Origin of the sequence: Xanthomonas sp. CFBP 8152 (genome assembly GCF_014199025.1) — a bacterium.
GTDB classification, from domain to species: domain Bacteria; phylum Pseudomonadota; class Gammaproteobacteria; order Xanthomonadales; family Xanthomonadaceae; genus Xanthomonas; species Xanthomonas arboricola_B.
Genome location: NZ_JACHNO010000001.1, coordinates 1,412,478 through 1,434,663 on the forward strand (window position 1 = coordinate 1,412,478; position 22,186 = coordinate 1,434,663).

At 67.7% G+C, this 22,186-nt stretch carries 16 protein-coding genes; 13 read left to right on the top strand and 3 right to left on the bottom strand.

Annotated elements, in window-relative coordinates; all coding sequences use genetic code 11:
• Positions 1–101: 101 nt before the first annotated feature.
• Both ftsY and FHT09_RS05985 read right to left on the bottom strand, forming a co-directional pair.
• Positions 102–1,757 (bottom strand): signal recognition particle-docking protein FtsY, encoded by a 1,656-nt coding sequence (ftsY, locus tag FHT09_RS05980; RefSeq protein WP_104606471.1) that lies wholly within the window; start codon positions 1,755–1,757, stop codon positions 102–104.
• Positions 1,758–1,962: 205 nt separating this feature from the next.
• Positions 1,963–2,679: an AraC family transcriptional regulator gene (locus tag FHT09_RS05985; protein ID WP_104606512.1), complete on the bottom strand. Its 717-nt coding sequence runs from the start codon at positions 2,677–2,679 to the stop codon at positions 1,963–1,965.
• 160 nt (positions 2,680–2,839) lie between these two features.
• Here FHT09_RS05985 and FHT09_RS05990 point away from each other — a divergent pair, with 160 nt between their 5' ends.
• From FHT09_RS05990 to FHT09_RS06050, 13 genes are all read left to right on the top strand, one after another.
• A complete protein-coding gene (locus FHT09_RS05990; RefSeq protein ID WP_104606470.1) occupies positions 2,840–3,778 on the top strand; it encodes a proline racemase family protein in 939 nt (312 codons plus the stop codon).
• Complete coding sequence (locus tag FHT09_RS05995) at positions 3,778–4,968, top strand: FAD-dependent oxidoreductase (protein WP_260283642.1); 1,191 nt, start codon at positions 3,778–3,780, stop codon at positions 4,966–4,968. Before FHT09_RS05990 ends, FHT09_RS05995 begins: the two co-directional genes overlap by 1 nt.
• Complete coding sequence (locus FHT09_RS06000) at positions 4,965–5,210, top strand: 2Fe-2S iron-sulfur cluster-binding protein (protein ID WP_104536954.1); 246 nt, start codon at positions 4,965–4,967, stop codon at positions 5,208–5,210. The genes FHT09_RS05995 and FHT09_RS06000 overlap by 4 nt, the downstream gene beginning before the upstream one ends.
• A complete protein-coding gene (locus tag FHT09_RS06005; protein ID WP_104606469.1) occupies positions 5,203–6,516 on the top strand; it encodes an FAD/NAD(P)-binding oxidoreductase in 1,314 nt (437 codons plus the stop codon). The genes FHT09_RS06000 and FHT09_RS06005 overlap by 8 nt, the downstream gene beginning before the upstream one ends.
• The gene (locus FHT09_RS06010) at positions 6,513–7,421 is read left to right on the top strand and encodes a dihydrodipicolinate synthase family protein (RefSeq protein WP_104536958.1); all 909 of its coding nucleotides are present in this window, start codon (positions 6,513–6,515) and stop codon (positions 7,419–7,421) included. Before FHT09_RS06005 ends, FHT09_RS06010 begins: the two co-directional genes overlap by 4 nt.
• A gap of 186 nt (positions 7,422–7,607) precedes the next feature.
• Positions 7,608–9,224 (top strand): aldehyde dehydrogenase family protein, encoded by a 1,617-nt coding sequence (locus tag FHT09_RS06015; RefSeq protein ID WP_104606468.1) that lies wholly within the window; start codon positions 7,608–7,610, stop codon positions 9,222–9,224.
• Positions 9,221–10,420, top strand: coding sequence for a Xaa-Pro peptidase family protein (locus tag FHT09_RS06020; protein WP_104606467.1), 1,200 nt, complete (start codon positions 9,221–9,223; stop codon positions 10,418–10,420). Before FHT09_RS06015 ends, FHT09_RS06020 begins: the two co-directional genes overlap by 4 nt.
• Positions 10,421–10,536: 116 nt before the next feature.
• Positions 10,537–12,354 carry a DUF885 family protein gene (locus FHT09_RS06025; protein ID WP_104606466.1) on the top strand — a complete coding sequence of 606 codons (1,818 nt, stop codon included), beginning with the start codon at positions 10,537–10,539 and terminating at the stop codon, positions 12,352–12,354.
• Complete coding sequence (locus tag FHT09_RS06030; RefSeq protein ID WP_104606511.1) at positions 12,351–14,216, top strand: DUF885 family protein; 1,866 nt, start codon at positions 12,351–12,353, stop codon at positions 14,214–14,216. The genes FHT09_RS06025 and FHT09_RS06030 overlap by 4 nt, the downstream gene beginning before the upstream one ends.
• 65 nt (positions 14,217–14,281) lie before the next feature.
• Positions 14,282–15,868, top strand: a complete 1,587-nt coding sequence (locus FHT09_RS06035) for an APC family permease (protein WP_104606465.1) — start codon at positions 14,282–14,284, stop codon at positions 15,866–15,868.
• The gene (locus FHT09_RS06040) at positions 15,858–18,206 is read left to right on the top strand and encodes a S9 family peptidase (protein ID WP_184416876.1); all 2,349 of its coding nucleotides are present in this window, start codon (positions 15,858–15,860) and stop codon (positions 18,204–18,206) included. Before FHT09_RS06035 ends, FHT09_RS06040 begins: the two co-directional genes overlap by 11 nt.
• Positions 18,206–19,843 carry a DUF5597 domain-containing protein gene (locus FHT09_RS06045; RefSeq protein ID WP_146096529.1) on the top strand — a complete coding sequence of 546 codons (1,638 nt, stop codon included), beginning with the start codon at positions 18,206–18,208 and terminating at the stop codon, positions 19,841–19,843. Before FHT09_RS06040 ends, FHT09_RS06045 begins: the two co-directional genes overlap by 1 nt.
• Positions 19,844–20,072: 229 nt before the next feature.
• A complete protein-coding gene (locus FHT09_RS06050; RefSeq protein WP_104606462.1) occupies positions 20,073–20,369 on the top strand; it encodes a hypothetical protein in 297 nt (98 codons plus the stop codon).
• A gap of 645 nt (positions 20,370–21,014) precedes the next feature.
• Here the strand turns inward: FHT09_RS06050 and FHT09_RS06055 are convergent.
• Positions 21,015–22,181 (bottom strand): DUF5694 domain-containing protein, encoded by a 1,167-nt coding sequence (locus FHT09_RS06055; RefSeq protein ID WP_258077232.1) that lies wholly within the window; start codon positions 22,179–22,181, stop codon positions 21,015–21,017.
• Positions 22,182–22,186 lie beyond the last annotated feature (5 nt).

Below are 22,186 nucleotides of genomic sequence, written 5' to 3' on the forward strand. Positions count from 1 at the left end.
CGTCTGGCGCGCGACCAGTCGCCGGACACCTCCCGCACCGTGCAGCCAGCCTGCAGCGCCTGTGCGTACAGCGCTTGCAGATGCGGGCAGGCTTTCACCACTCAGTTGCCCAAGGCTTCCGGCAGCAAGGCATCGACGAAGGCGACCGGGTCGAATACGCGCAGGTCTTCCGGGCGCTCGCCGATGCCGGCGAAGCGGATCGGAATATTGAACTCGCGCGCCAGTGCGAACACCACGCCGCCCTTGGCGGTGCCATCGAGCTTGGTCACGACCAGGCCGGTGACGCCGACTGCGGCATGGAACTGGCGCAGCTGCGAGATGGCGTTCTGGCCGGTGGTGCCGTCGATGACCATCAGCACCTCGTGCGGTGCGGCGGCATCGATCTTGCCGAGCACGCGGCGGATCTTGCCCAGCTCGTTCATCAGCCCGGTCTGGGTATGCAGGCGGCCGGCGGTGTCGGCGACCAATACCTCGGTGCCGCGCGCCTTGGCGGCCTGCAGCGCGTCGAACGCCACCGAGGCCGCGTCGGCATTCTGCCCCTGCGCGATCACCGCCACGCCGTTGCGATCGCCCCAGGCCTGCAGCTGCGCCACTGCCGCGGCGCGGAAGGTGTCGCCGGCGGCCAGCATCAGGCTGTTGCCGTCGTCCTTGAAGCGCTTGGCAAGCTTGCCGATGGTGGTGGTCTTGCCGACCCCGTTGACGCCGACGGTGAGCACCACGAAGGGCTTGGCCGAACGGTCGATGACCAGCGGTTTGGAGACCGGCTGCAACAGCGCGATGAGGTCGGCGCGCAAGGCCTTGAACATCGCCTGCGCATCGACGAACTCGCGCGACTTCATGCGCTTGCGCAGCCCTTCTACCAGGGCGGTGGTCGCGCCGATCCCGACGTCGGCAGTGATCAGCGCGGTTTCGATCTCGTCGAGCAGATCGTCGTCGAGCTTGGGGTTGCGCGAGAACAGACCGCCGAAGCTGCGCGCGAAGCTGCTGTTGCGCAGACGATCGCGCCAGCCCGGCTTGCCGGCCGGGGCGGCCGGTAGCGCATCGCGCTGGCCGACGATGCTGTCGTTGTCGGAGCTGGCCGGCGCTGGAGCGCCGATCACGGCCGGGGCGACGACACTGGGCGCGGCGGCGGGCGACGGGGCGAGGGCCGCTTGCACTGAGGGCGCAGCTGTTGTGGCGGCAGGCGTCACGACAGCGGGTGCAACGACAGCAGGCGTTGTGGTCGACGGTACGACTGCGGGCATGGCGTCTTGCGCAGGCGTCGGTGCCGGCGTGCCTGCCGGCTGCATGGGCGCGCTATGAGGCTGCGCGACTACTGGTGGCACCACTACTGTCGGCACCACCACTGCAATGGGAGCCTGTGACGCGGCAGACGGAACCGGATCGGGCAGCGCCTGCAAGGCAGCAGGCGCGGGCGTCGCCGGCGGCGCGGGCGCGCTGGGAACCGCGGCAATGCTCTGCGCCTGGCCAGTGCGCGTGGCGATGTCCTGCGCAAGCTGTTCGGCCGGCGCCGCAACAGGCGGCGTTGCGGCTAGCGTTGGCGTTACCGCATCGCTGCGCGCGGGTGTGGTGGGGGCGGGCGACGCTGTCGTTGCCGATGTGCCGGGTTCGGCAGTCGGCATTGCCTCGACCGGCGATGCCGGGGTGGCGGCAGACGGCGCGGTGGGAAATGCGGCTGCCAGTTCTTCCAGGCTATAGCGCGAGGTACGCGCGCTGTCGGGCGTGGTTGGTTTGTTGCGGCGGAAAAAGCTGGCCATTGGCAACGCAGTAGGGGAAACCCGAAATTCTACCATCCGGGCCTAGGGTCGCCTTGACGCGACCTTCAGCGCGACCCTGTCCGGGCCACATCCTGAGCACCGCAACAGCAGTGCCACAACCGGGGCAAACCGCGTCGCCGCAGCATCACAAATGCTGCCGAATTCGGCATTTGTGCCAGCGCTGTGTCAGGGTATGTTTACGTGCCTACAACTGACCCTTGAGCGCACGGTAATCGCGCGGGGTCATGCCGACGGTTGCCTTGAACTGGCGTGCGAATGCGCTCTGGTCGGCGAAGCCGCAGCGTTGCCCGATGCTGGCGATGCTGTCGTCGCCGTACAGCAGCCGCATCGCCGATTCGATGCGCAGCTTGGTCAGCAATTGCTGCGGGGTCACCTGGAACACGCGACGGAAGTGCCGTTCCAGCTGCGCCACCGACAGACCGGCCAGGTCGGCCAGGCTCTGCACGCGCAGGTTGTCGCCGAAATGGGCCTGCATGTGATCCATCACCTGGCTCAGACGCTCGTACGCCGAGTGCCGGCTGTCGGGCTGGCCCAGATCGCGCGAAATGCCGACCACGCCAATCACTTCGTTGGCCTCGCAGAGCGGGCGCTTGAAGGTCAGGCACCAGCCGGGCAGGCGGTTGGGATACAGATGCACCTCCAGCTGGTTGTCGATGAGCTCGCCACACAGCACGCGGCGGTCCTGCATCATGTAGCTTCCGCCCAGCGGCAGCGGAAACACTTCCAGTGGCGAGCGGCCGATGATTTCGCTACGCAGCTTGCGTCCGAGCCGGCGCACCAGCGTCAGGTTGCAGTGGGTGTAGCGGCCCTCGCTGTCCTTGATGAAGAACACCACGTCCGGCAGCGCATCGAACAGCGTCTGCATCTCCAGCGCGGGAAGGTTGAGGTCCATCGGCGTCATGGTGGCGGTCACGATTGACGGCTGCACGAAAGGCGCGGCCCTGTATTGATCCTAGCGCAAACGCGGGGCTGTGGACCGGCTTGTCGATTATGCAGAGTTCCGCATTTGCAACTCGCATTGGACGCTAGTCGTCTGCCAGCCGGCAGTGGGAGCATGAGCCATGCACAGCATCGACGTCATCGATTCCCATACGGCCGGCGAACCTACCCGCGTGGTCCTCTCCGGCTTCCCCGATCTGGGCGATGGCGATCTGGCGCAATGCCGCGAGCGGTTTGGCCGCGATTTCGACCAGTGGCGCAGCGCGATCGCCTGCGAACCGCGCGGCTCGGACACCATGGTCGGCGCCTTGCTGCTGCCGGCCCGCGACCCTAGCGCCTGCACCGGAGTGATCTTCTTCAACAACGTCGGCTACCTGGGCATGTGCGGGCACGGCACCATTGGGGTGGTGCGCACGCTGGCCGAGCTGGGGCGCATCGCGCCGGGCCAGCACCGCATCGAGACGCCGGTCGGCACGGTGGGCGTGGAACTGGCCGAAGACGGCACGGTGTCGGTCGACAATGTCGAGAGCTATCGCCTAGCGACCGAGGTGGACGTGGACGTACCGGGTTACGGAACGGTGCGCGGCGATGTGGCCTGGGGCGGCAACTGGTTCTTCATCACCGGGCAGGCGCCGTGTGCGCTGGACCTGGCGCATCAGCGCGAGCTGACCGCCTATACCGAAGCGATCCGGCTGGCGCTGGACGCGGCCGGCATCAGCGGCGAGGCCGGCGGCGAGATCGACCATATCGAAATCAACGGCGCCGCGCCCGACGGCAGCGGCGCGGCGCGCAACTTCGTGCTGTGCCCGGGGCTGGCCTACGACCGCTCGCCGTGCGGCACCGGCACCAGCGCCAAGCTGGCCTGCCTGGCCGCCGACGGCAAGCTGGCCGAAGGCGAGCGCTGGGTGCAGCAGGGCATTCTGGGCAGCGCCTTCGAAGGCAGCTATCGCCTCAGCGGGCGTGGCATTGCGCCACGCATCAGCGGGCACGCCTACATCATCGCACGCGCGCAGCTGCTGATCGACCCAGCCGACCCGTTCGCCTGGGGAATCGTGGCCTGATGGACGCCGTGCGGCCAGCATCGGAGGGAGTTGGCAGCGCGCCGGCCGCCGATGCGGCGCCGTCGGCAGCGTCCACGCGACGCAGCTACGACCTGGTCGTGGTGGGCGCGGGCATCGTCGGCGCGGCCTGCGCCGAGGCGGCCGCGTGCGAAGGGCTACGCGTGGCGATCGTCGAGCCCGGCCCGATCGGCGGCGGTTCCACCGCGGCGGCGATGGGGCACCTGGTGGCGATGGACGACGACCCCGCCGAGCTGGCGCTGTCGGCGTATTCGCTGCGGCTGTGGGAGCGTTTTGCACAACTGAGCGAGGCCGAGTTCAGCCGCTGCGGCACGCTGTGGGTGGCCCGCGATGCGCGCGAACTGGCGGCGGTGCCGGCCAAGATCGCGCGGCTGGCGGCGGCCGGCCTGCATGCCGACGCCATCGATGCCGGCCAGTTGTATGCACTGGAGCCGCAACTGGTGCCGGGCCTGGCCGGCGGCATGCGCGTGCCCGGTGAAGCCGTGGTGTATCCGCCGCGGGTGGCGCGGCATCTGGTGAGCCTGGCCTGCAAGGCAGGTGCGCACCTGTTTGCGGGCCGCAAGGTGGAGCAGCTGCAGGCGCATGGGGTGCGTCTGGACGATGGCCAGCTGTTGGCCGGCCCGGTGCTGGTGGCCAGCGGCGTGGCCTTGCCGCAGCTGTTGCCCGAGCTGGCACTGCGCCCGCGCAAGGGCCATCTGGTCATCACCGACCGGCATCCGGGCTTGATCCGGCATCAGCTACTGGAACTGGGCTACGCCGATTCGGCGCATGGCGCCGACGCCACCAGTGTGGCGTGCAATGTGCAGCCGCGGCCGACCGGGCAGATCCTGATCGGCTCCTCGCGCCAGTTCGGGGAGCACGACCGCGCGCTGTCGCTGCCGGTGCTGCAGCAGATGTTGCAGCGCGCATTCGCGTATCTGCCGGTGCTGCGCGAGTTGCAGGCGATCCGGGTGTGGACCGGGCTGCGCCCGGCCACGCCGGACGGGCGCCCGTATCTCGGGGCGGTGCCCGGCCGGCGCGACGTGTGGGTGGCCGCCGGTCACGAGGGGTTGGGGGTCACCACGGCGCTGGGGAGCGCGCGGGTGATCGTGGACAGCCTGCTCGGGCGTACCCCGGCCATCGACCCCAGCCCGTACGCTCCGGCGCGCGCCGTGCACGGTGCGGCCGCATGAGCGCGATGGTGCGTCTGCACGTGGATGCGCAAGCGGTCGAGGTGCCGGCCGGCGCCAGCGTGGCCGCTGCGGTGGCGCTGGCGACGCTGCATTTCCGGCAATCATGCAGCGGCCAGCCGCGCGCGCCGTTGTGCGGCATGGGCGTGTGTTTCGAATGCCGGGTGCGCATCGACGGCGTCGGCCAGCAACGCGCCTGCCTGGTGGATGCGCGTAACGGCATGCAGGTACGCACCGATGGCTGAGCGCGTGCAGCATTTCGACGTGCTGGTGATCGGCGCCGGCCCGGCCGGCCTGGCGGCGGCGCAGGCGGCAGCCGGTCATGGCGTGCGGGTCGGCGTGGTCGACATGCAGCCGCGTGCCGGCGGGCAGGTGTGGCGCAACGATGTGCGGCACGGCGCACCGGCCGATGCGCGCGCGCTGTTGCGGCAGGTACAGGCCGCGGCATCGATCACGCTGCTGACGCAGACGCAGATCCTGCTGGCGCAGCCGGGCTGGCTGTTGGCCGATGGCCCGGACGGTTCCGTGCAACTGCATTACGCCGCCCTGGTGCTGGCCACCGGCGCACGCGAATTGCTGCTGCCGTTTCCGGGCTGGACCTTGCCCGGTGTCACCGGCGCCGGCGCGGCGCAGGCGCTGGCCAAGCAGGGCTGGCCGCTGGCCGGCAAGCGCGTGGTGGTCGCCGGCAGCGGCCCGCTGCTGCTGGCCAGTGCGGCCACGCTGCAACGGCATGGCGCGCGGGTGCTCGGCATCCACGAACAGACCTCTAAAGCTGCGTTGCGGCAGTTTGCATTGCAGTTGTGGCGCTGGCCGGGCAAGGCGGCGCAGGCGGTGGCGCTACGCCTGCAATTGCGCGCGGTGGCCTATCGCGCCGGCAGCTTTGTCGTCTCCGCAGATGGCGACACACAACTGCGCGAAATCGAGATCGAAGGGCCTGCCGGTCGTACGCGGCTTGCCTGCGACCAGTTGGCGGTGGGCTATGGCCTGGTGCCCAACACCGAGCTTGCACAGCTGCTCGGTTGCCGGCTGGACGCGTACGGCGCGCATCAACAGGTGCATGTGGATGCGTTGCTGCGCACCAGCGTCAGGCAGGTCTTTGCAGCCGGCGAAGCCTGCGGCATCGGCGGACGCGATTGCGCGCTGATCGAGGGCGCCATGGCCGGGCACATGGCTGCCGACGCACCGGACGCTGCACTGCGCCTGCAGCCGCGGCGGCGTGCCGCGCGTGCGTTCGCCGAGGTGCTGCAACGGCAGTTCGCGCTGAATCCACGCATCCGCGCGCTGGCGCAGCCCGACACGCTGGTGTGCCGCTGCGAGGACGTGCCGCTGGCCGCGCTGGACAACTTCAACGATGCACGCGATGCCAAGCTCGCTTCGCGCTGCGGCATGGGCGCCTGCCAGGGCCGCATCTGCGGCACCGCGCTCACCGAACTGGGGCGTTGCCCGCCCGCGCTTTCCACCGACGCCGGCCGCCGGCCGCCGTTGTTCCCGGTCCGCCTCGCGGCGCTGGCCGACCCGTTCACTTCCGACTCGCAAGGGAATCATCCATGAGTATTGCTGCGTTCTGGCACGGCGTGCTGCCGGCCATCACCACCCCGTTCACCGCCTCCGGCGAGATCGATCACGACTTCCTCGCCAAGCACGCCAATCAACTGGTGGATGCCGGCTGCACCGCGATCGTGCCGCTGGGCTCGCTGGGCGAAGCGGCCACCTTGAGCGTGGACGACAAGCTGGCCGTGCTCAAGACGCTGGTCGGCGCATTGAACGGCCGCGTGCCGGTGGTGCCGGGCATCGCCAGCCTGGCGACCGGCGAGGCGGTGGCGCTGGCCAGGGCGGCCAAGGACCTCGGTTGCGGCGGGCTGATGGTGTTGCCGCCCTACGTCTACTCCACCGACTGGCGCGAGATGGGCGCGCATGTGCGCGCGGTGATCGCCGCCACCGACCTGCCGGTGATCCTGTACAACAACCCGGTGGCCTACAAGACCGATTTCGGCCCGGCGCAGATCGCCGAGCTGGCCGCCGAATTCCCCAACCTGCAGGCAGTGAAGGAATCCTCGGGCGACGTGCGCCGCTTTGCCGCGCTGCAGGAGCTGCTGGGCGAGCGTCTGGCGCTGCTGGTGGGCATGGACGATGCCATCGTCGAAGGCCTGAGCATGGGTGCCAAGGGCTGGATCGCCGGCCTGGTCAACGCGTACCCGAAGGAGTCGGTGCGCCTGTTCGAACTCGCGCGCGACGGTGGCTACCCGGCGGCCAAGCAACTCTACGACTGGTTCCTCCCGCTGCTGCGCCTGGATACCGTGCCCAAGTTCGTGCAGTTGATCAAACTGGTGCAGGAAAAGGTCGGCGTGGGCAGCGAGCGCGTGCGCGCCCCGCGCCTGGTGGTCGACGGCGCCGAGCGCGAGGCGGCGCTCAAGGTCATCGATCACGCCATCGCCACTGCGCCCAAACTGTCCTGACGATGAGCTCGCGCTGCACGCCACCGGATGGAGGCCGCGCGCGGATTCACGCGCGGACGCGGTGGCCGGCGTAGCGCGAGGTGGGTCGATGAGGATGTCGCATCAGCGCGACATCCGCGTCGTTTTTTGGTCGGCCACTGCTGCACAGTGCGCAGGGTCTGTCCTCATGCAACCGAAGGTGCCGCAATGAACGAGACGCTCCACTCCCCGCCAACACAGCAGGCCGAGGTATTGCTGGCCGGCCGGTGGCAACCCAGTCGCGCGGCGAGCGCCAGCTTCCGTGCCGCCGACCCGAGCACGGGCAAGGCGATCGGACCGCAGTTTCCGGTCAGCGCTGCGGAGGATGTCGAAATTGCGGTTGCGGCAGCGCAGGCGGTTGCAGCGGAACTTGCGGCAGCACCGGTCGAAAGGATTGCCGCATTCCTGGACGCCTACGCCGACGCGCTGGATGCCGATGCCGACACCCTGGTGGCGCTTGCCCATGCAGAAACCGCATTGCCGGCGCCCACACGCCTGCGTGGCAACGAGCTGCCGCGCACCAGCGGGCAGTTGCGTCAGGCCGCCCAGGCGGTGCGCAGCTACAGCTGGACCCAGCCCATCATCGACACCGCTGCCGATCTGCGTTCGCATCTGGCGCCACTCGGCAAGCCGGTGGTGGTGTTTGGCCCGAACAATTTCCCGTTCGCCTTCAATGCCATTGCCGGCAGCGATTTCGTCTCGGCCATTGCCGCGCGCAACCCGGTAATCGCCAAGGCGCATCCGCTGCATCCGGCCACCAGCCGGCGCATGGCCCAGCTTGCGCACACAGCCTTGCTTGCGGCGGGCCTGCCGGCTGCGGCGGTGCAGCTGCTGTATCACGTCGACAACGCCACCGGCCTGCGGCTGGCCGGCGATGCGCGGCTGGGAGCGATCGGCTTCACCGGCAGCCGTGCGGGCGGGCTGGCGCTGAAGGCGGCCGCCGATGCGGCCGGCGTGCCGTTCTATGCCGAGCTGTCCAGCGTCAACCCGGTGTTCCTGCTGCCGGGCGCACTGGCCGAACGCGGCGCCGCGCTGGCGCAGGAATTCTTCTCCTCGTGCACCCTGGGCAGCGGCCAGTTCTGCACCAATCCCGGGGTGGTGGTGGTGCCGCAGGGCGAGGCCGGCGATGCGTTCGTGGCCGCGACCACGGCGCATTTCGAGGCCGCCATGCCGATGGTGCTGTTTTCCGGTGCCGGCGTGGAAGGCGTGCAACACGGTGTGGCAGCGCTGCGCGCTGCCGGCGCCGCGCTGCTTGCCGGCGGGCATACCGGCGAAGACGGCTATCGCTATGCGCCGACGTTGTTGAGCGTGGATGGGCAGGCGTTCCTCGCCAGCCCGCATGCGCTGCAGACCGAAGCCTTCGGGCCAGTGAGCCTGCTGGTACGTGCGCGCGATATCGCGCAGATGACGCAGGTCGCCGCTGCGTTCGAAGGCAATCTCACCGGCACCTTGTATCGCGCAACCGATGGCAGCGACGATGCTGCCTGGCAGGCCATCGCACCGGTGCTGCGGGCGCGGGTGGGGCGGTTGATCAACAGCAAGATGCCGACCGGCGTGGCGGTGAGCGCGGCGCAGAATCATGGCGGGCCGTTCCCCAGCACCGGGCACCCGGGGTTCACCTCGGTGGGCATGCCCGGTTCGATCCGCCGCTTCGCCGCCTTGCACAGCTACGACGCGGTGCCGGACGCCTTGTTGCCGGCCGAATTGCGCCAGCGCAATCCGGGCGGTGTGGCGCGTCTGGTCGATGGGCAATGGAGCACCGCCGACCTCGGAGCGGGCGCATGAGCAGCCAGATCGGCGGGGTGTCGCTGGAGCAGGCGCGCGCGCAGTTGACGCCGTGGACGCAGCGCGCCGCACCGATCGCCGCGCAGGAGTACGCACAGCGCATCGAACGCGCACGCCGCCTGATGCGCGTGCACGGCGTGGATGCGTTGTTGATCGGCGCCGGTACGTCGCTGCGCTATTTCACCGGCGTGCCCTGGGGCGCGAGCGAGCGCCTGGTTGCGCTGCTGCTCACGCTGGACGGCGACCCGGTGCTGATCTGCCCCGCGTTCGAAGAAGGCTCGCTGGATGCGGTGCTGAAGATTGCGGTCGCCAAACATCTGTGGGAAGAACACGAGGACCCGTACGCGCGGGTGGTGCAGGTGATGGACGATCGCCACGCGCATGCACTGGCGCTGGATCCGGGCATCGCCTTTGCCGTGCACACCGGCCTGCGCGCGCACCTGGGCACGGCGATCCGCGATGCCGGGGACATCATTGACGGCTGCCGCATGTGCAAGTCGCCGGCCGAGCTGGCGTTGATGCAGCAGGCCTGCGACATGACCTTGCTGGTGCATCGGCTGGCCGCCGGCATCGCGCAGGAAGGCATCGGCACCGACCAGTTGGTGCGCTTCATCGACGAAGCGCATCGCGCGCTGGGCGCGGACAATGGCTCGACCTTCTGCATCGTGCAGTTCGGCCATGCCACCGCATTTCCGCACGGCATTCCCGGCGTGCAGCACCTGCGCGCAGGCGAGCTGGTGCTGATCGACACCGGCTGCACCGTGCAGGGCTATCACTCCGATATCACCCGTACCTGGATCTACGGCACGCCCGACGACGCGCAACGCCGCATCTGGGAGCTGGAACAGGCGGCGCAGGCGGCGGCGTTTGCGGCGATCCGCCCCGGGCTCGCCTGCGAAGCGGTGGACCAGGCCGCGCGCACCGTGCTGGAGGCCGCAGGGCTGGGCCCGGACTATCGCTTGCCGGGATTGCCGCACCGCACCGGCCATGGCTGCGGCCTGGCGATCCACGAAGCGCCGTATCTGGTGCGCGGTAATGCGCAGCCGCTGCAGCCTGGCATGTGCGCCAGCAACGAGCCGATGATCGTGGTGCCCGGTGCGTTCGGGGTGCGCCTGGAAGATCACTTTTACGTCACCGATACCGGCGCGCAATGGTTCACGCCGCCGTCGCCGGCCATCGACCAACCGTTTGCATGAGCCGTTACAGGTTCACGCACGCGTAGGAGCGCACCCGGGCGCGACGGGCAGTCCCGATAAAGCCAGTCGCGCTCAGGCGCGCTTCTACTGCCGCCATTGCATCTTGGAGTCACTGCATGAACCACCTGCGTCCTTTCGTCATCGGCCTGCTGGCCGCCGCCTTGTTCACTGCCTGCAAGCCGGCGCCGCCGGCAGCGGAAACGGCGGCTGCGGCCCCCTCTGCGCCGACCGGGCAACAGGCCGCCAAGGCCTTCGACGCGCTGCTGGACAAGCAATGGCAATACCAGTTGCAGCACAACCCGGAGTTCGCCAGCATCATCGGCGACAAGCGGTACAACGATCGGTGGAGCGACTATTCGCTCCAGGCCGTGCAGGCCGAGCGCACGGCCACCGCCGAGTTGCTCACGCAGTTCGAAGCGATCGACGGCAAGACGCTGGACGAACAGCGCCAGCTCAGCCTGCAGATGATGCTCGGTCAGCTACGCGACAAGCTGGAAGGCATCGACCTGAAGACCTATGCGATGCCGCTGGAGCCGATCGGCGGCATCCAGCTGGGGCTGGCCGGCTATGGGGATGCGTTTCCGTTCGAGGACGCCAAGGATTATCAGGACTACATCAAGCGCCTGCAGACGATTCCGACGGTGATCGACCAGGTGATCGCGGTGTCGCGGCAGGGCGCGAAGGAGGGGCTGGTGCAGCCGCGTTATCTGCTGGAGCGCCTGCCCGAGCAGATCGACAAGATCGCCGCGCTGACCGGCGAGCAGAGCCCGTTCGCCTCGCCGCTGAAAAAGCTCGATGCCGCGGTGCCGGCCGACCAGCGCGCTGCGCTGCGCACGCAGTTGCTGGCCGCGATCGAGCAGCAGGTGCGCCCGGCGTATGCCAAGTTGGCCGCGTTCGTGCGCGACGAATACGCCGCGCAAGGGCGTGCGCAGGAAGGCCTGTGGTCGCTGCCCGATGGCGAACGCCGCTATCGCTACGCCATCCATACCCAGACCACCACCGACATGGCGCCGGAGGAAATCCATCAGATCGGCCTGAAGGAAGTGGCACGCATCGAAGGCGAGATGACGGTGATCGCCAAGGCCCAAGGCTTTGCCGACCTGGCCAGCTTCCGCAAGGCGGTGCAGACCGACAAGCGCCATTTCGCCAGCTCCGGCGAGCAGATCCTGCAGCAGTACCGCCAGTACATCGCCGCGATGGAACCTGAGCTCCCCAAGCTGTTCGGCCACCTGCCGACCACGCCGCTGGAAGTACAAGCCATGCCCGCATTCCGGCGCAGCGCGCCCGGCGCCGAATACTGGCAGAGCAATCCGGAAGGCACCAAGCCGGCCATCGTGAAGGTCAACACCAGCGACTTCGCCAGCCGCACGCTGATCAACATCGAGAGCACCGCCTATCACGAGGGCGTGCCGGGCCATCACCTGCAGATCTCGCTGGCGCAGACATCGCCGCTGCCGCCGTTCCGCCAACAGGCCGGCTACAACGCCTATATCGAGGGCTGGGCGCTGTATGCCGAGCGCCTGGGCAAGGAAATCGGTTTCTTCAAGGACCCGTACAACGACTACGGGCGGCTGTTCGGCGAGCTGTTGCGCGCCAATCGGCTGGTGCTCGACACCGGCGTGCATTACAAGCGCTGGAACCGTCAGCAGATGGTGGATTTCTTCCATGCGCATCCGTCCGATGACGAGCCCAGCATCCAGTCCGAAACCGATCGCTACATCGTCTGGCCGGGCCAGGCGTTGGGCTACAAGTTGGGGCAGCTGCAGATTCTTGCGCTGCGTGCGGAGGCGGAAAAAGAACTCGGCGATCGCTTCGATGTGCGCGCCTTCCACGATGCGGTGCTCGGCGGCGGCGCGATGCCGCTGGCGATGTTGCAGCAGCGCGTGCGCCAGTGGATCGCGCAGGCCAAGGCGGCGCCGGAGGCACGCGGATGAAGACCAGCAGCGTCTGGCGCGCGAGCGCATTGAGTGTGCTGATTGCAGCCGGTCTGTACGGTACCGCAGTGCAGGCGCAGGCCGCAGCGCCCGCGGCCACCACGCAGGACAGTGCAGCGGCACGCTTCAAGGCGTTGTACACGCGCGAATGGCGCTGGCGCCAGGCGCAACTGTCCGGCGCGGTGGATGAAGACAACCAGGCCACCCAGGACAGGCAGTCCGACCATCTGCCCAAGGTCGATATGGCCACGCAAGACCTGCGCACCGCGTACTGGCAACAGGCGTTGAAGGAGCTGGATGCGATTCCGGCAGCGCAGTTGCCGGCCGAAGATCAGGTGAGCTACCAGGTCTACCGGCAGCAGCTGCTGGTGCTGCTGGACCAGCAGCATTTTCGCGCCTGGGAAATGCCGTTCAACAGCGACTCGGCGTTCTGGAGCGACCTGGGCTTCAGCGCCGAGGCCAAGCTGCGTACGCGCGAGGACTACCAGCGTTATCTGAAGATGCTGGCCGATATCCCGCGCTATTTCGCCGAGCACACCGACAATATGCGCGCCGGCCTGGCGCGGGGTTTCAGCCAGCCCCGGGTGACCCTGACCGGGCGCGACCAGTCCATCGCCGACGTGGTGCAGGCCAAGGGCGAGGCCAATCCGTTCTATGCACCGTTCAAGCAGATGCCGGCGACGCTGCCTGCCGATGTGCAGGCGCAATTGCGCCAGCAGGCAGTCAACACCATCGATACGCAGGTGCTGCCGGCCTACGCGAGCTTGCTGGACTTCATCCGCAACGAGTACCAGCCGCGCGCACGCACCACGCTGGCCGGCGAAGCCTTGCCGGACGGGCAGGCGTATTACCGCGCGCAGATCCGCGAATTCACCACGCTGGAGTTGAGTCCGGAGCAGATCCACCGGATCGGTCTGCAGGAAGTGGCCAAGCTGCGCACGCAGATGGATCAGACCATCGCCGCCAGCGGCTTCAAGGCACCGGCCGGGCAGGCGGTGTTTCCGGCCTTCCTGCAGTTCCTGCGCAGCGACCCGCAGTTCTATGCCAAGACGCCGGAACAGTTGCTCAAGCAGGCCGCCTGGATCGCCAAGCGCGTGGACGCCAAGGTGGGCGATTACATCGGCCGGCTGCCGCGCCGGCGCTTCGCGATCGAGCCGGTACCGCCGGAGCTGGCGCCGTTCTACACCGGCGGGCGCGGTGGCCCGGGTATCTATCTGGTCAACACCTACAACCTGCCGTCGCGGCCGCTGTACAACCTGACCGCGTTGACGCTGCACGAGTCCTCCCCTGGCCACGCGCTGCAGATGCCGCTGGCGGCAGAGGCGCAGGGGCTGCCGGAGTTTCGCCGCTATTCCTACCTCTCTGCCTACGGCGAGGGCTGGGCCTTGTATTCGGAGTACCTGGGCCAGGAAATGGGCATGTACGACACGCCCTATGACCGCTTCGGCTATCTCACCTACCAGATGTGGCGCGCCTGCCGCCTGGTGATCGATACCGGCATCCACCACAAGGGCTGGACGCGCGCGCAGGCGCAGGCCTATCTGCGCGACAACACCGCCTTGAGCGAGCATGAGGTCACCACCGAGGTGGACCGCTACATTGCCTGGCCGGGGCAGGCGTTGTCGTATTACCTGGGCGAGCTGAAGATCCTGGAGCTGCGGCGCAAGGCCGAAGCCGCCCTGGGCGAAAAATTCGACCTGCGCCATTTCCACGATGCGGTGCTGCAGACCGGCTCGGTGCCACTGCCGGTGCTGGAGGCGCGCATCGACCGGTTCATCGCCGACGGTGGGGTCTCGCCGTATGCCGCCGAAGATGCTGCCGGGTCGGCGGCAGCAGCGGCCAAGGCCTCTGCCAGCGACTGATCCAGGACGCAACCCGCCGACGTTCTTCGCAACACCAACCCGCTATCCACGCTTCGGGGCGACCAATGACCACACACGGTGCGACCACGCAAGGCAAGTTCCACAAGCGGCTCAGCCTGACCGACCTGACCTTTATCGGGCTGGGTTCGATCTTCGGGTCTGGCTGGTTGTTCTCGGCCAGCCACGTCTCTTCCATCGCCGGACCGGCCGGCATCCTGTCGTGGATCCTCGGCGGCATCGCGGTGCTGCTGCTCGGCCTGGTGTATTGCGAACTCGGTGCAGCGCTGCCGCGCGCCGGTGGTGTGGTGCGCTACCCGGAATATTCGCATGGCGCCTTGCTGGGGGCGTTGACCGGCTTCATCACCCTGATCGCATTTTCCAGCCTGATCGCGATCGAGGTGGAAGCGGCGCGCCAGTATGCGGCGGCATGGTTTCCGGTGCTCAATCAGCCAAACGGCGGCCATCCCAGTGTGTGGGGCTGGTTGGTGCAACTGGCCTTGCTGGTGCTGTTCTTCCTGCTCAACTATTTCAGCGTCAAGACCTTCGCGCTGGCCAACAACATCGTCAGCATCTTCAAGTTTTTGGTGCCGATCCTGGTAATCGTGCTGCTGATGAAGCACTTCAATCCGGGCAACCTGAGCGTGCACGGGTTCGCGCCCGCGGGCATGGCCGGGGTGGAGGCGGCAATCTCCGCCGGCGGCATCATCTTTGCCTACCTGGGCCTGACCCCGATCGTGTCGGTGGCCAGCGAGGTGCGCGACCCGCAGCGCAATATCCCGATCGCCCTGATCCTGTCGGTGGCCTTGTCCACGGTGATCTACGTGCTGCTGCAGCTGGCGTTCCTGGGCAGCATTCCGGCTGCGCAACTGGCACCGGGCTGGAGCGGCATCGACAAGGTGTTTGCACTGCCGTATCACGACATCGCGCTGGCGTTGGGAATGGCGTGGCTGGCAGCGCTGGTGATCTGCGATGCGATGGTCTCGCCCAGCGGCACCGGCAACATCTACATGAATGCCACCCCGCGCGTGGTGTACGGCTGGGCGCGCAGCGGCGGGTTTTTGCCGGTGCTGACGCGGGTGGATCCGCAATCGGGCATTCCGCGCCCGGCATTGTGGTTGAGCCTGGGCTTGTCGATCTTCTGGACGCTGCCGTTCCCCTCGTGGGAGACCCTGATCGGCGTGGTGTCGGCCGCCCTGGTGCTGAGTTATGCGGTGGCGCCGGTGACGGTGGCAGCGTTGCGCCGCAGTGCGCCGGACTTGCCGCGGCCATTCCGCGTCCGTGGCCTTGCCGTGCTGGGGCCGCTGTCGTTCATGGTCGCCGCCTTGATCGTCTATTGGTCGACCTGGCCCACCTTGTCGTGGTTGCTCGGCCTGCAGGTGGTCGCGTTTGTGCTGTATGTACTGTATCGCCTGCCATCGCGCCAGGGCAGGGCACGTCTGTCGCGCCAGGTGCGCGCATCGCTGTGGTTGATCGTGTTCTTCGTGCTGGTGATGGCGGTGTCCTGGGCCGGCACGTTCGGCGGTCACGGCTGGATCGCGCATCCGTTCGACACCTTGAGCGTGGCGGTGATTGCATTCTTCATCTATCACTGGGGCGCGCGTAGCGGCTTGCGCAGCGACGAACTGGCGTTGGAGGAGGACGATGGCGAGTGAGCTGCGCCGCGGCGCGGGTGCCTCGCGCTGGTTGCGTGGCTGCTTGAATGGATTGGCTGCGTGCAGCGTATTGCTGTCGACTGCGGCACAGGCCGCGCCAGGCGTGGCCGATTACCAACGCGCGCTGGGCTTGCGCGCGCAATGGAGCACGCTGACCGAGAACGTGGCCTGGCCGGCGCAATGGCAGGACAACGGCACGTTCTACTACCGCAAGACGGTGCCGGGCGGATTCGCCTTTGTCCGTAGGGATGTCGCCACGCTGCAGAGAACGCCCGCGTTCGACCAGCAGCGCGTGGCGCAGGCGTTGAGTGCAGCGACCAGCACGCCCTATACCGCGTTGCAATTGCCATTCGAGCGCTTTGCCTATGCGCCGGACGGCGAGCGCAGCGACGGAGCGATTCGCTTCGCGCTTGGCGAAGCGCCCTGGCGTTGCAGCCTGACGGACTATCGCTGCGCCCGCGATGACGCCGCTGCACAGCAGCGTCCACGCGGCTTCGGTGTGGTGCGCGACCCTGCGGTGCCAGCCGACAATACGCCACGCCGTTCGCCCGATGGCCGCTGGGAGGCGCTCGCCGATGGCTGGAACCTGCTGCTGCGTCGCGTTGCCGATGGACAACTGACCCGGCTCAGCGACGATGGACGTGCAGACGATTACTTCGACCCGGAGAGCATCGCCTGGTCGCCGGACTCGCAGCGGCTGGCGGTGTATCGCGTGCGTCCCGGGTTTGCCCGCCGCGTCACCCGCGTGGAAGCGGCGCCTGCAGACGGCGGCCAGCCACGCGTGCATATCCAGCTGTACCCCAAGCCCGGCGATGCGGTGGACGTGGAGCGGCCGGTGCTGTTCGCCGTGGACGGCACACGCCGCGAGGTGGACACCGCCTTGTTCGCCAATCCGTACGCGTTGTCGCCGCTGCAGTGGCGCAGCGATGGCCGCAGTGTGCGCTTCGACTACGTGCAACGTGGCTTTCAGCGCATGCGGGTGATCGCGGTGGATGCGCAGAGCGGTCGCGCGCACGTGGCGGTCGGCGAAGATACGCGCACCTTCGTCTACGCCGACCGCAGTTTTGGGCATGACGTGGATGGGCGCGGCGATGAGTTGCTGTGGATCTCCGAACGCGACGGCTGGCGGCACCTGTACCTGGTCGATGGCCGCAGCGGCAGGTTCAAGCGACAGCTCACGCGCGGGCCGTGGATCGTGCGCGACGTGCTGCGCGTGGACGACGCGCAGCGGCGCATCTGGTTCACCGCCAGCGGCATGGATGCGGGCAAGGACCCGTACTACCGGCAGCTGTACAGCGTGGATTTCGACGGCCGCGGGTTGACCCGGCTGACCCACAGCGATGCCGATCACGATGTGGCGATCGCAGACGATGGCCGGCATTACGTCGATGTCTACTCGCGCCCGGACCTGGCCCCGGTGATGGAGCTGCACAGCATCGATGGCCGGCTGCTGCAGCAGGTGGAGCAGGGCAACATCGACAGGTTGCTGGCCGCCGGCTGGCGCGCGCCGGAGACCTTCGTGGCCAAGGGCCGCGACGGGCGCACCGACATCTGGGGCATGGTGGTGCGCCCACGCGATTACGACCCGCACAAGAAGTATCCGGTGATCGAGAACATCTACGCCGGCCCGCACGATTCCTTCGTGCCGAAGACGTTCTGGCCGTTCGGCTATCACTCCGGTGGCGACAAGCAGATCGGCATGCAGGCACAGGCGGATCTGGGCTTTATCGTGGTGATGATCGACGGCATGGGCACCGCCAACCGCTCCAAGGCCTTCCATGATGTGGCGTGGAAGAACCTGGGCGATTCCGGGTTTGCCGATCGCATCGCCTGGCACCGTGCGTTGGCGGCCAGGGACCCTTCCTACGACATCGGCCGGGTCGGCATCTATGGCGCCTCGGCCGGCGGGCAGAGCACGCTGGGCGCGCTCGAGCGCTATCCGGACTTCTACAAGGTGGGCGTGGCGTTCGCCGGTTGCTACGACAACCGCATGGACAAGATCAGCTGGAACGAGCAGTGGATGGGCTGGCCGGTGGACGCCGGTTATGCGCAGGCCTCGGGCGTGGTCAATGCGGCCAAGTTGCAGGGCGACCTGCTGCTGATCGTCGGCGAGCAGGACAGCAATGTGGACCCGGCCTCCACCGCACAGGTGGTCGATGCGCTGATCAAGGCCGGCAAGGACTTCGAGCTGCTCAACGTGCCTGGTGGCGAGCATTCGGTAGGCCGTTCCAGCGGCCCGATCGACTATGTGCTGCGTCGCCAGTACGACTTCTTCGTGCGCCATCTGCGCGACGAACCCACGCCGCATTGGAATTCCCTACCGTCGGAGGCGCGATGATGCGTTTGTTTGCCCAGAAGATGCCGCGGCCGCGCAGCCGCATTGCAGCCCTGCTGTGGTCGCTGGCGGTGCTGGCCGGTTGCGTGCCGCTGCTGGCCAGCGCGGAAGAGTTGCCGCGCTTGGTCACCCAGAATGGCCGCCATGCGCTGTTCGTCGATGGCGCGCCGTACACCGTGCTGGCCGCACAGCTGCACAATTCCAGCGCCTGGCCGGCGGTGCTGCCCAAGGCGCTGGACGAGGTAGTCGCCCTGCATGCCAACACAGTGGAAGCGCCGGTGTACTGGGAGCAGTTCGAGCCGGCGCCCGGGCGCTTCGATACCACCAACGTGGATGCCCTGATTGCCGGCGCGCGCAAGCGCGGCCTGCGCGTGGCCCTGCTGTGGTTCGGCAGCTGGAAGAACGGCCAGATGCATTACGTGCCGGAGTGGATCAAGCGCGACGACGCCACGTACCCGCGTATGCGCGATGCCAATGGCGAGCCGGTGGATGTGCTGTCGCCGCATGTGGCCGCCAACGTGCAGGCCGATGCGCGCGCCTTCACCGCATTGATGCAGCACCTGCGCAAGGTCGATGGCGACCGCCACACGGTGATCCTGGTACAGGTGGAAAACGAGCCCGGCGCGATCGGCACGGTGCGCGACCATGGCCCGGCCGGCGAGGCGGCGTTCGCGCAACCGGTGCCCGCTACGATCGCGCAGGCGCTGGGCAAACCGCAGGGCAGCTGGCAGCAACTGTTCGGTGCAGAAGCTGCCGAAGCCTTCAATGCGCATGCGACGGCGGCGTATATCGAGCAGGTGGCCGCAGCCGGCAAGCGTGCGTATCCGCTGCCGCTCTACGTCAACACCTGGCTGCGTTACAAGGGCAAGCGCTATCCGGGCCTGGATTATCCGTCCGGCGGTGCGACGGTGAACGTGTTCGCGCTGTGGCGTGCGGCCACGCCGTCGATCGACTTCATCGGTACCGATATCTATACCAACGACTACAACGAATACACCAAGGTCATCGGTCAGTACGCGCGGCCGGACAACCCCGCGTGGGTTTCGGAAACCGGCTTCGAAGCGGCCACCGCGCCGTATCTGTTCCATGTACTGGGGCAGGGCGGGATCGGCTTTTCGGTGTTCGGCATGGATGGCAACCAGTACAGCCAGGCCAACCGCGACGCGATCGCCGCGCACGCCGCCAACTTCAAACTGCTGGCGCCGCTGCAGCGCGTGATCGCCCATGCGGCCTTCGACGGCCGGCTGCAGGCGGTGGCCGAACAGCCCGGCGCGCCGCAACGCACGCTGCGCTTCGGCGACTGGCAGGCCAAGGTGTCGTTCGGTGCGCCGATGTGGGGCGATGCGCCGGCGATCCTGCCCGGCAACGACGACCACGCCGGCCGGCTGCTGGTGGCGCAGTTGGGGCCGGAGGAGTTCCTGGTCACCGGCATGGCCGCGCGGATTGAATTTTTCCGCGAGGCGGCCGATACCCGTCATGGACAACTGTTGCGGGTGGAACAGGGGCGGTACGTGGACGGGCGCTGGCAGGTCGAAAGACAGCTCAACGGCGACCAGACCGACTACGGGCTCAACGTCGGGCGGGTGGATGCGGCGGGCGAGGTGCCGGTGGTGTTGCGCGTGCGGGTAGGCACCTATTGAGCCTGCGTCAGACCGCTGCGCGGCCTGGAGGCGGGCGTGGCTGAAATCGGATGGCACGGGTGGGTCGCGGTTCCTGTCCGCCGGTGTTGTTCGCGCAAGGAGGGCTTGCCGTGTGGCTTGTTTGCGGTAATAGCGACGGCAGTACGGCGCGCCCTGTCATCGGCACTGCGCTGGTTTGTGAATAGACGAGCATCATCGGGTTTTTCATCGTTTCCGCACCGGAGCCATCATGAGCATCAGCAGCATCGCCAGTTCCGGAATGCAGGTCGCCGCGCTGCGTCAGCAGGTGGCCGCCAGCAATGTGGCACGCCAGCCGGTGGACGGCAGTCCACGTCAGGCCGTTGCAGCCAGTACGCAGGCCAATGCCGGCGTGGCGGCCAGCGTGGTCGATGCCGCCTCCGATCCATCGGCACCTGCCACCGATCTGGTCGAAGGCCTCTCGGCACGCAACGACTTCCAGGCCAACGCCACTGCACTACGGCGCTCCGACGAGATGCTGGGCAGCTTGCTGGATGTGCTGACCTGAGAGCCTGGATTGACGAAGGCCGGTTGTCGATCTAGTGCATTAGGTGCACGGCCTTCGCCGTGATGCCGCATCTGGCTGCACCTGAAACCGGATTTACGTTCTGCATTTCGTGGAGTCAGCGAATTGATGGCTGCTGCTTATGCCGGTATCGATAACTGCAGTTGTCTTGTCTGCGGGTGTTAGGACCGTGCGGGCAGCTCGCAAGCGTAGAGCGGCTGATCTGTTACCCGGCTGCCGGGCCCTTGCCCGCCCACCATCGCGGGACACGCCGCAAGTACGTCCTTGTAGGCTCTTACGCGGCATCCATGCCGCGTAAGGTCCCGCGACGGTAGGCGGGCAAGGACCAGTCGAGATGGTCGGCGCGCAAGGTCGCGAGCAAAACATGACGTGTGTTGTTTGGAGCGTCGCCTCCGATCAGCCTTCCAATGCACCCCGAGCAACAAGCAGATTTTTGCCAAATCACCGACCAACTCTCTGGTGCGGTGTCCTCGCCGGTTGCGGGACCGTATGGCGGCATGGATGCCGAAACCGCGCCCCCAGCGAAAGGTTCACGGCGTGTCCCACGAGCGGCGAGGGCACCGCGCGCTCGACCAATCAGGCTTTTGACTTAGAGCGTCATGCTGAAGCCGTTGTACTCACTGTCGCTCACTTTCCGTCGGCACCCAACACCTGCGCCGCATCCACGATATCCACGCCCTGCAGCTGTCCCAGCCAGTTGTCGAACCAGGGCTTGTGCATGGCACCGACCACTGCCAGCACTTTTGCGCCAGGTTGTTCGGCAAAGCTGGCGCGCACGTTGGACACCATGCGCAGGTTGCGGATTTCCCAGCCGGACATGTAGCGGTAACCGTAGCGCTGCGGCGAGCCCTCGCTCAATGCGGCGCGAAAATCCGCCGCGATGGCCAGTTGCTGGCTGGCCGGCAGGTTGATCGCGCGATAGAGCTCCAGCAACTTGCCTTGACTTGTCAGCTGGTCCTCGTGCTCACGCATGGCGCGCGCCTGCGGCGCGGCCTTGTCCCAGGCGGCCTGGATCGCCTTGCCGTACGCCGCCGGGTCGCCCAGGTCCACGTTGTCGCCGGTGTGATCGTCGGCCGGGTGGACGCGCTGCAGGCCAAGACGCGCCGCCAATCGCGCGGCGATCTGGTAACTCTCGTTGGGGCGCTGTTCCATGCTGCGCAGTCGCGCCACCAGCGCCGCATCCAGGCCATCGCCGCTGCGCTGTTCTGCCGGTGCAAGCTGCAGCCATTGCACCAGCGCAGAAGGCGGCTCGCCCGAGGCCAGAAACAGCGCGGCCAGGTGCCGGCGCTGTGCCGGGGTGGGCGCACTCGGCAAGCTGCGGAGCGCTGTACGGACCTGACCGAGAGCGGCGGGAACGTCCAGCCCGGTGGCACGTGCTGCCTCGCCGGTGTCGGGGCAATAGGTCGTGGTGTCCTCGGGCAGATAGACGGCAGGATGGCGCCGCATCAGGTCGCAGGTTTCGCCCGACAGGTCCTCGGTGGTGATGATGGTCGGCGCGTACGCGGCCAGCCGGTCCATCAGCGGTTGCAGGCGCGCTGCACGGATGTCGCTGCCCTTGGGCAACTGCGACAGGTGCACGCTGCCGAGCACCAGCACCTGGGTGCGCGGCGCGGCCATCTCGGCATCCAGCTGCGACAGATCCACCTGCGCCTGCGCGATGCAGGGCACGATCAGGGCCAGCCACAGCCAGCAATGTGCCGGACGTTGCAACTGCCTGGCGGACGCGCTGCCGGCATCGAAAAACCGCGCTGCGGCGCGGGCACTGTGTGCGATGCGCGATGGGGATGGCTGCATGACGT

Excerpts from the sequence above, each read along its gene's own strand:
- ftsY (WP_104606471.1), bottom strand. The coding sequence starts at position 1,757 with ATGGCCAGCTTTTTCCGCCGCAACAAACCAACCACGCCCGACAGCGCG.
- FHT09_RS05985 (WP_104606512.1), bottom strand. The coding sequence starts at position 2,679 with ATGACGCCGATGGACCTCAACCTTCCCGCGCTGGAGATGCAGACGCTG.
- FHT09_RS05990 (WP_104606470.1), top strand. The coding sequence starts at position 2,840 with ATGCACAGCATCGACGTCATCGATTCCCATACGGCCGGCGAACCTACC.
- FHT09_RS05995 (WP_260283642.1), top strand. The coding sequence starts at position 3,778 with ATGGACGCCGTGCGGCCAGCATCGGAGGGAGTTGGCAGCGCGCCGGCC.
- FHT09_RS06000 (WP_104536954.1), top strand. The coding sequence starts at position 4,965 with ATGAGCGCGATGGTGCGTCTGCACGTGGATGCGCAAGCGGTCGAGGTG.
- FHT09_RS06005 (WP_104606469.1), top strand. The coding sequence starts at position 5,203 with ATGGCTGAGCGCGTGCAGCATTTCGACGTGCTGGTGATCGGCGCCGGC.
- FHT09_RS06010 (WP_104536958.1), top strand. The coding sequence starts at position 6,513 with ATGAGTATTGCTGCGTTCTGGCACGGCGTGCTGCCGGCCATCACCACC.
- FHT09_RS06015 (WP_104606468.1), top strand. The coding sequence starts at position 7,608 with ATGAACGAGACGCTCCACTCCCCGCCAACACAGCAGGCCGAGGTATTG.
- FHT09_RS06020 (WP_104606467.1), top strand. The coding sequence starts at position 9,221 with ATGAGCAGCCAGATCGGCGGGGTGTCGCTGGAGCAGGCGCGCGCGCAG.
- FHT09_RS06025 (WP_104606466.1), top strand. The coding sequence starts at position 10,537 with ATGAACCACCTGCGTCCTTTCGTCATCGGCCTGCTGGCCGCCGCCTTG.
- FHT09_RS06030 (WP_104606511.1), top strand. The coding sequence starts at position 12,351 with ATGAAGACCAGCAGCGTCTGGCGCGCGAGCGCATTGAGTGTGCTGATT.
- FHT09_RS06035 (WP_104606465.1), top strand. The coding sequence starts at position 14,282 with ATGACCACACACGGTGCGACCACGCAAGGCAAGTTCCACAAGCGGCTC.
- FHT09_RS06040 (WP_184416876.1), top strand. The coding sequence starts at position 15,858 with ATGGCGAGTGAGCTGCGCCGCGGCGCGGGTGCCTCGCGCTGGTTGCGT.
- FHT09_RS06045 (WP_146096529.1), top strand. The coding sequence starts at position 18,206 with ATGCGTTTGTTTGCCCAGAAGATGCCGCGGCCGCGCAGCCGCATTGCA.
- FHT09_RS06050 (WP_104606462.1), top strand. The coding sequence starts at position 20,073 with ATGAGCATCAGCAGCATCGCCAGTTCCGGAATGCAGGTCGCCGCGCTG.
- FHT09_RS06055 (WP_258077232.1), bottom strand. The coding sequence starts at position 22,181 with ATGCAGCCATCCCCATCGCGCATCGCACACAGTGCCCGCGCCGCAGCG.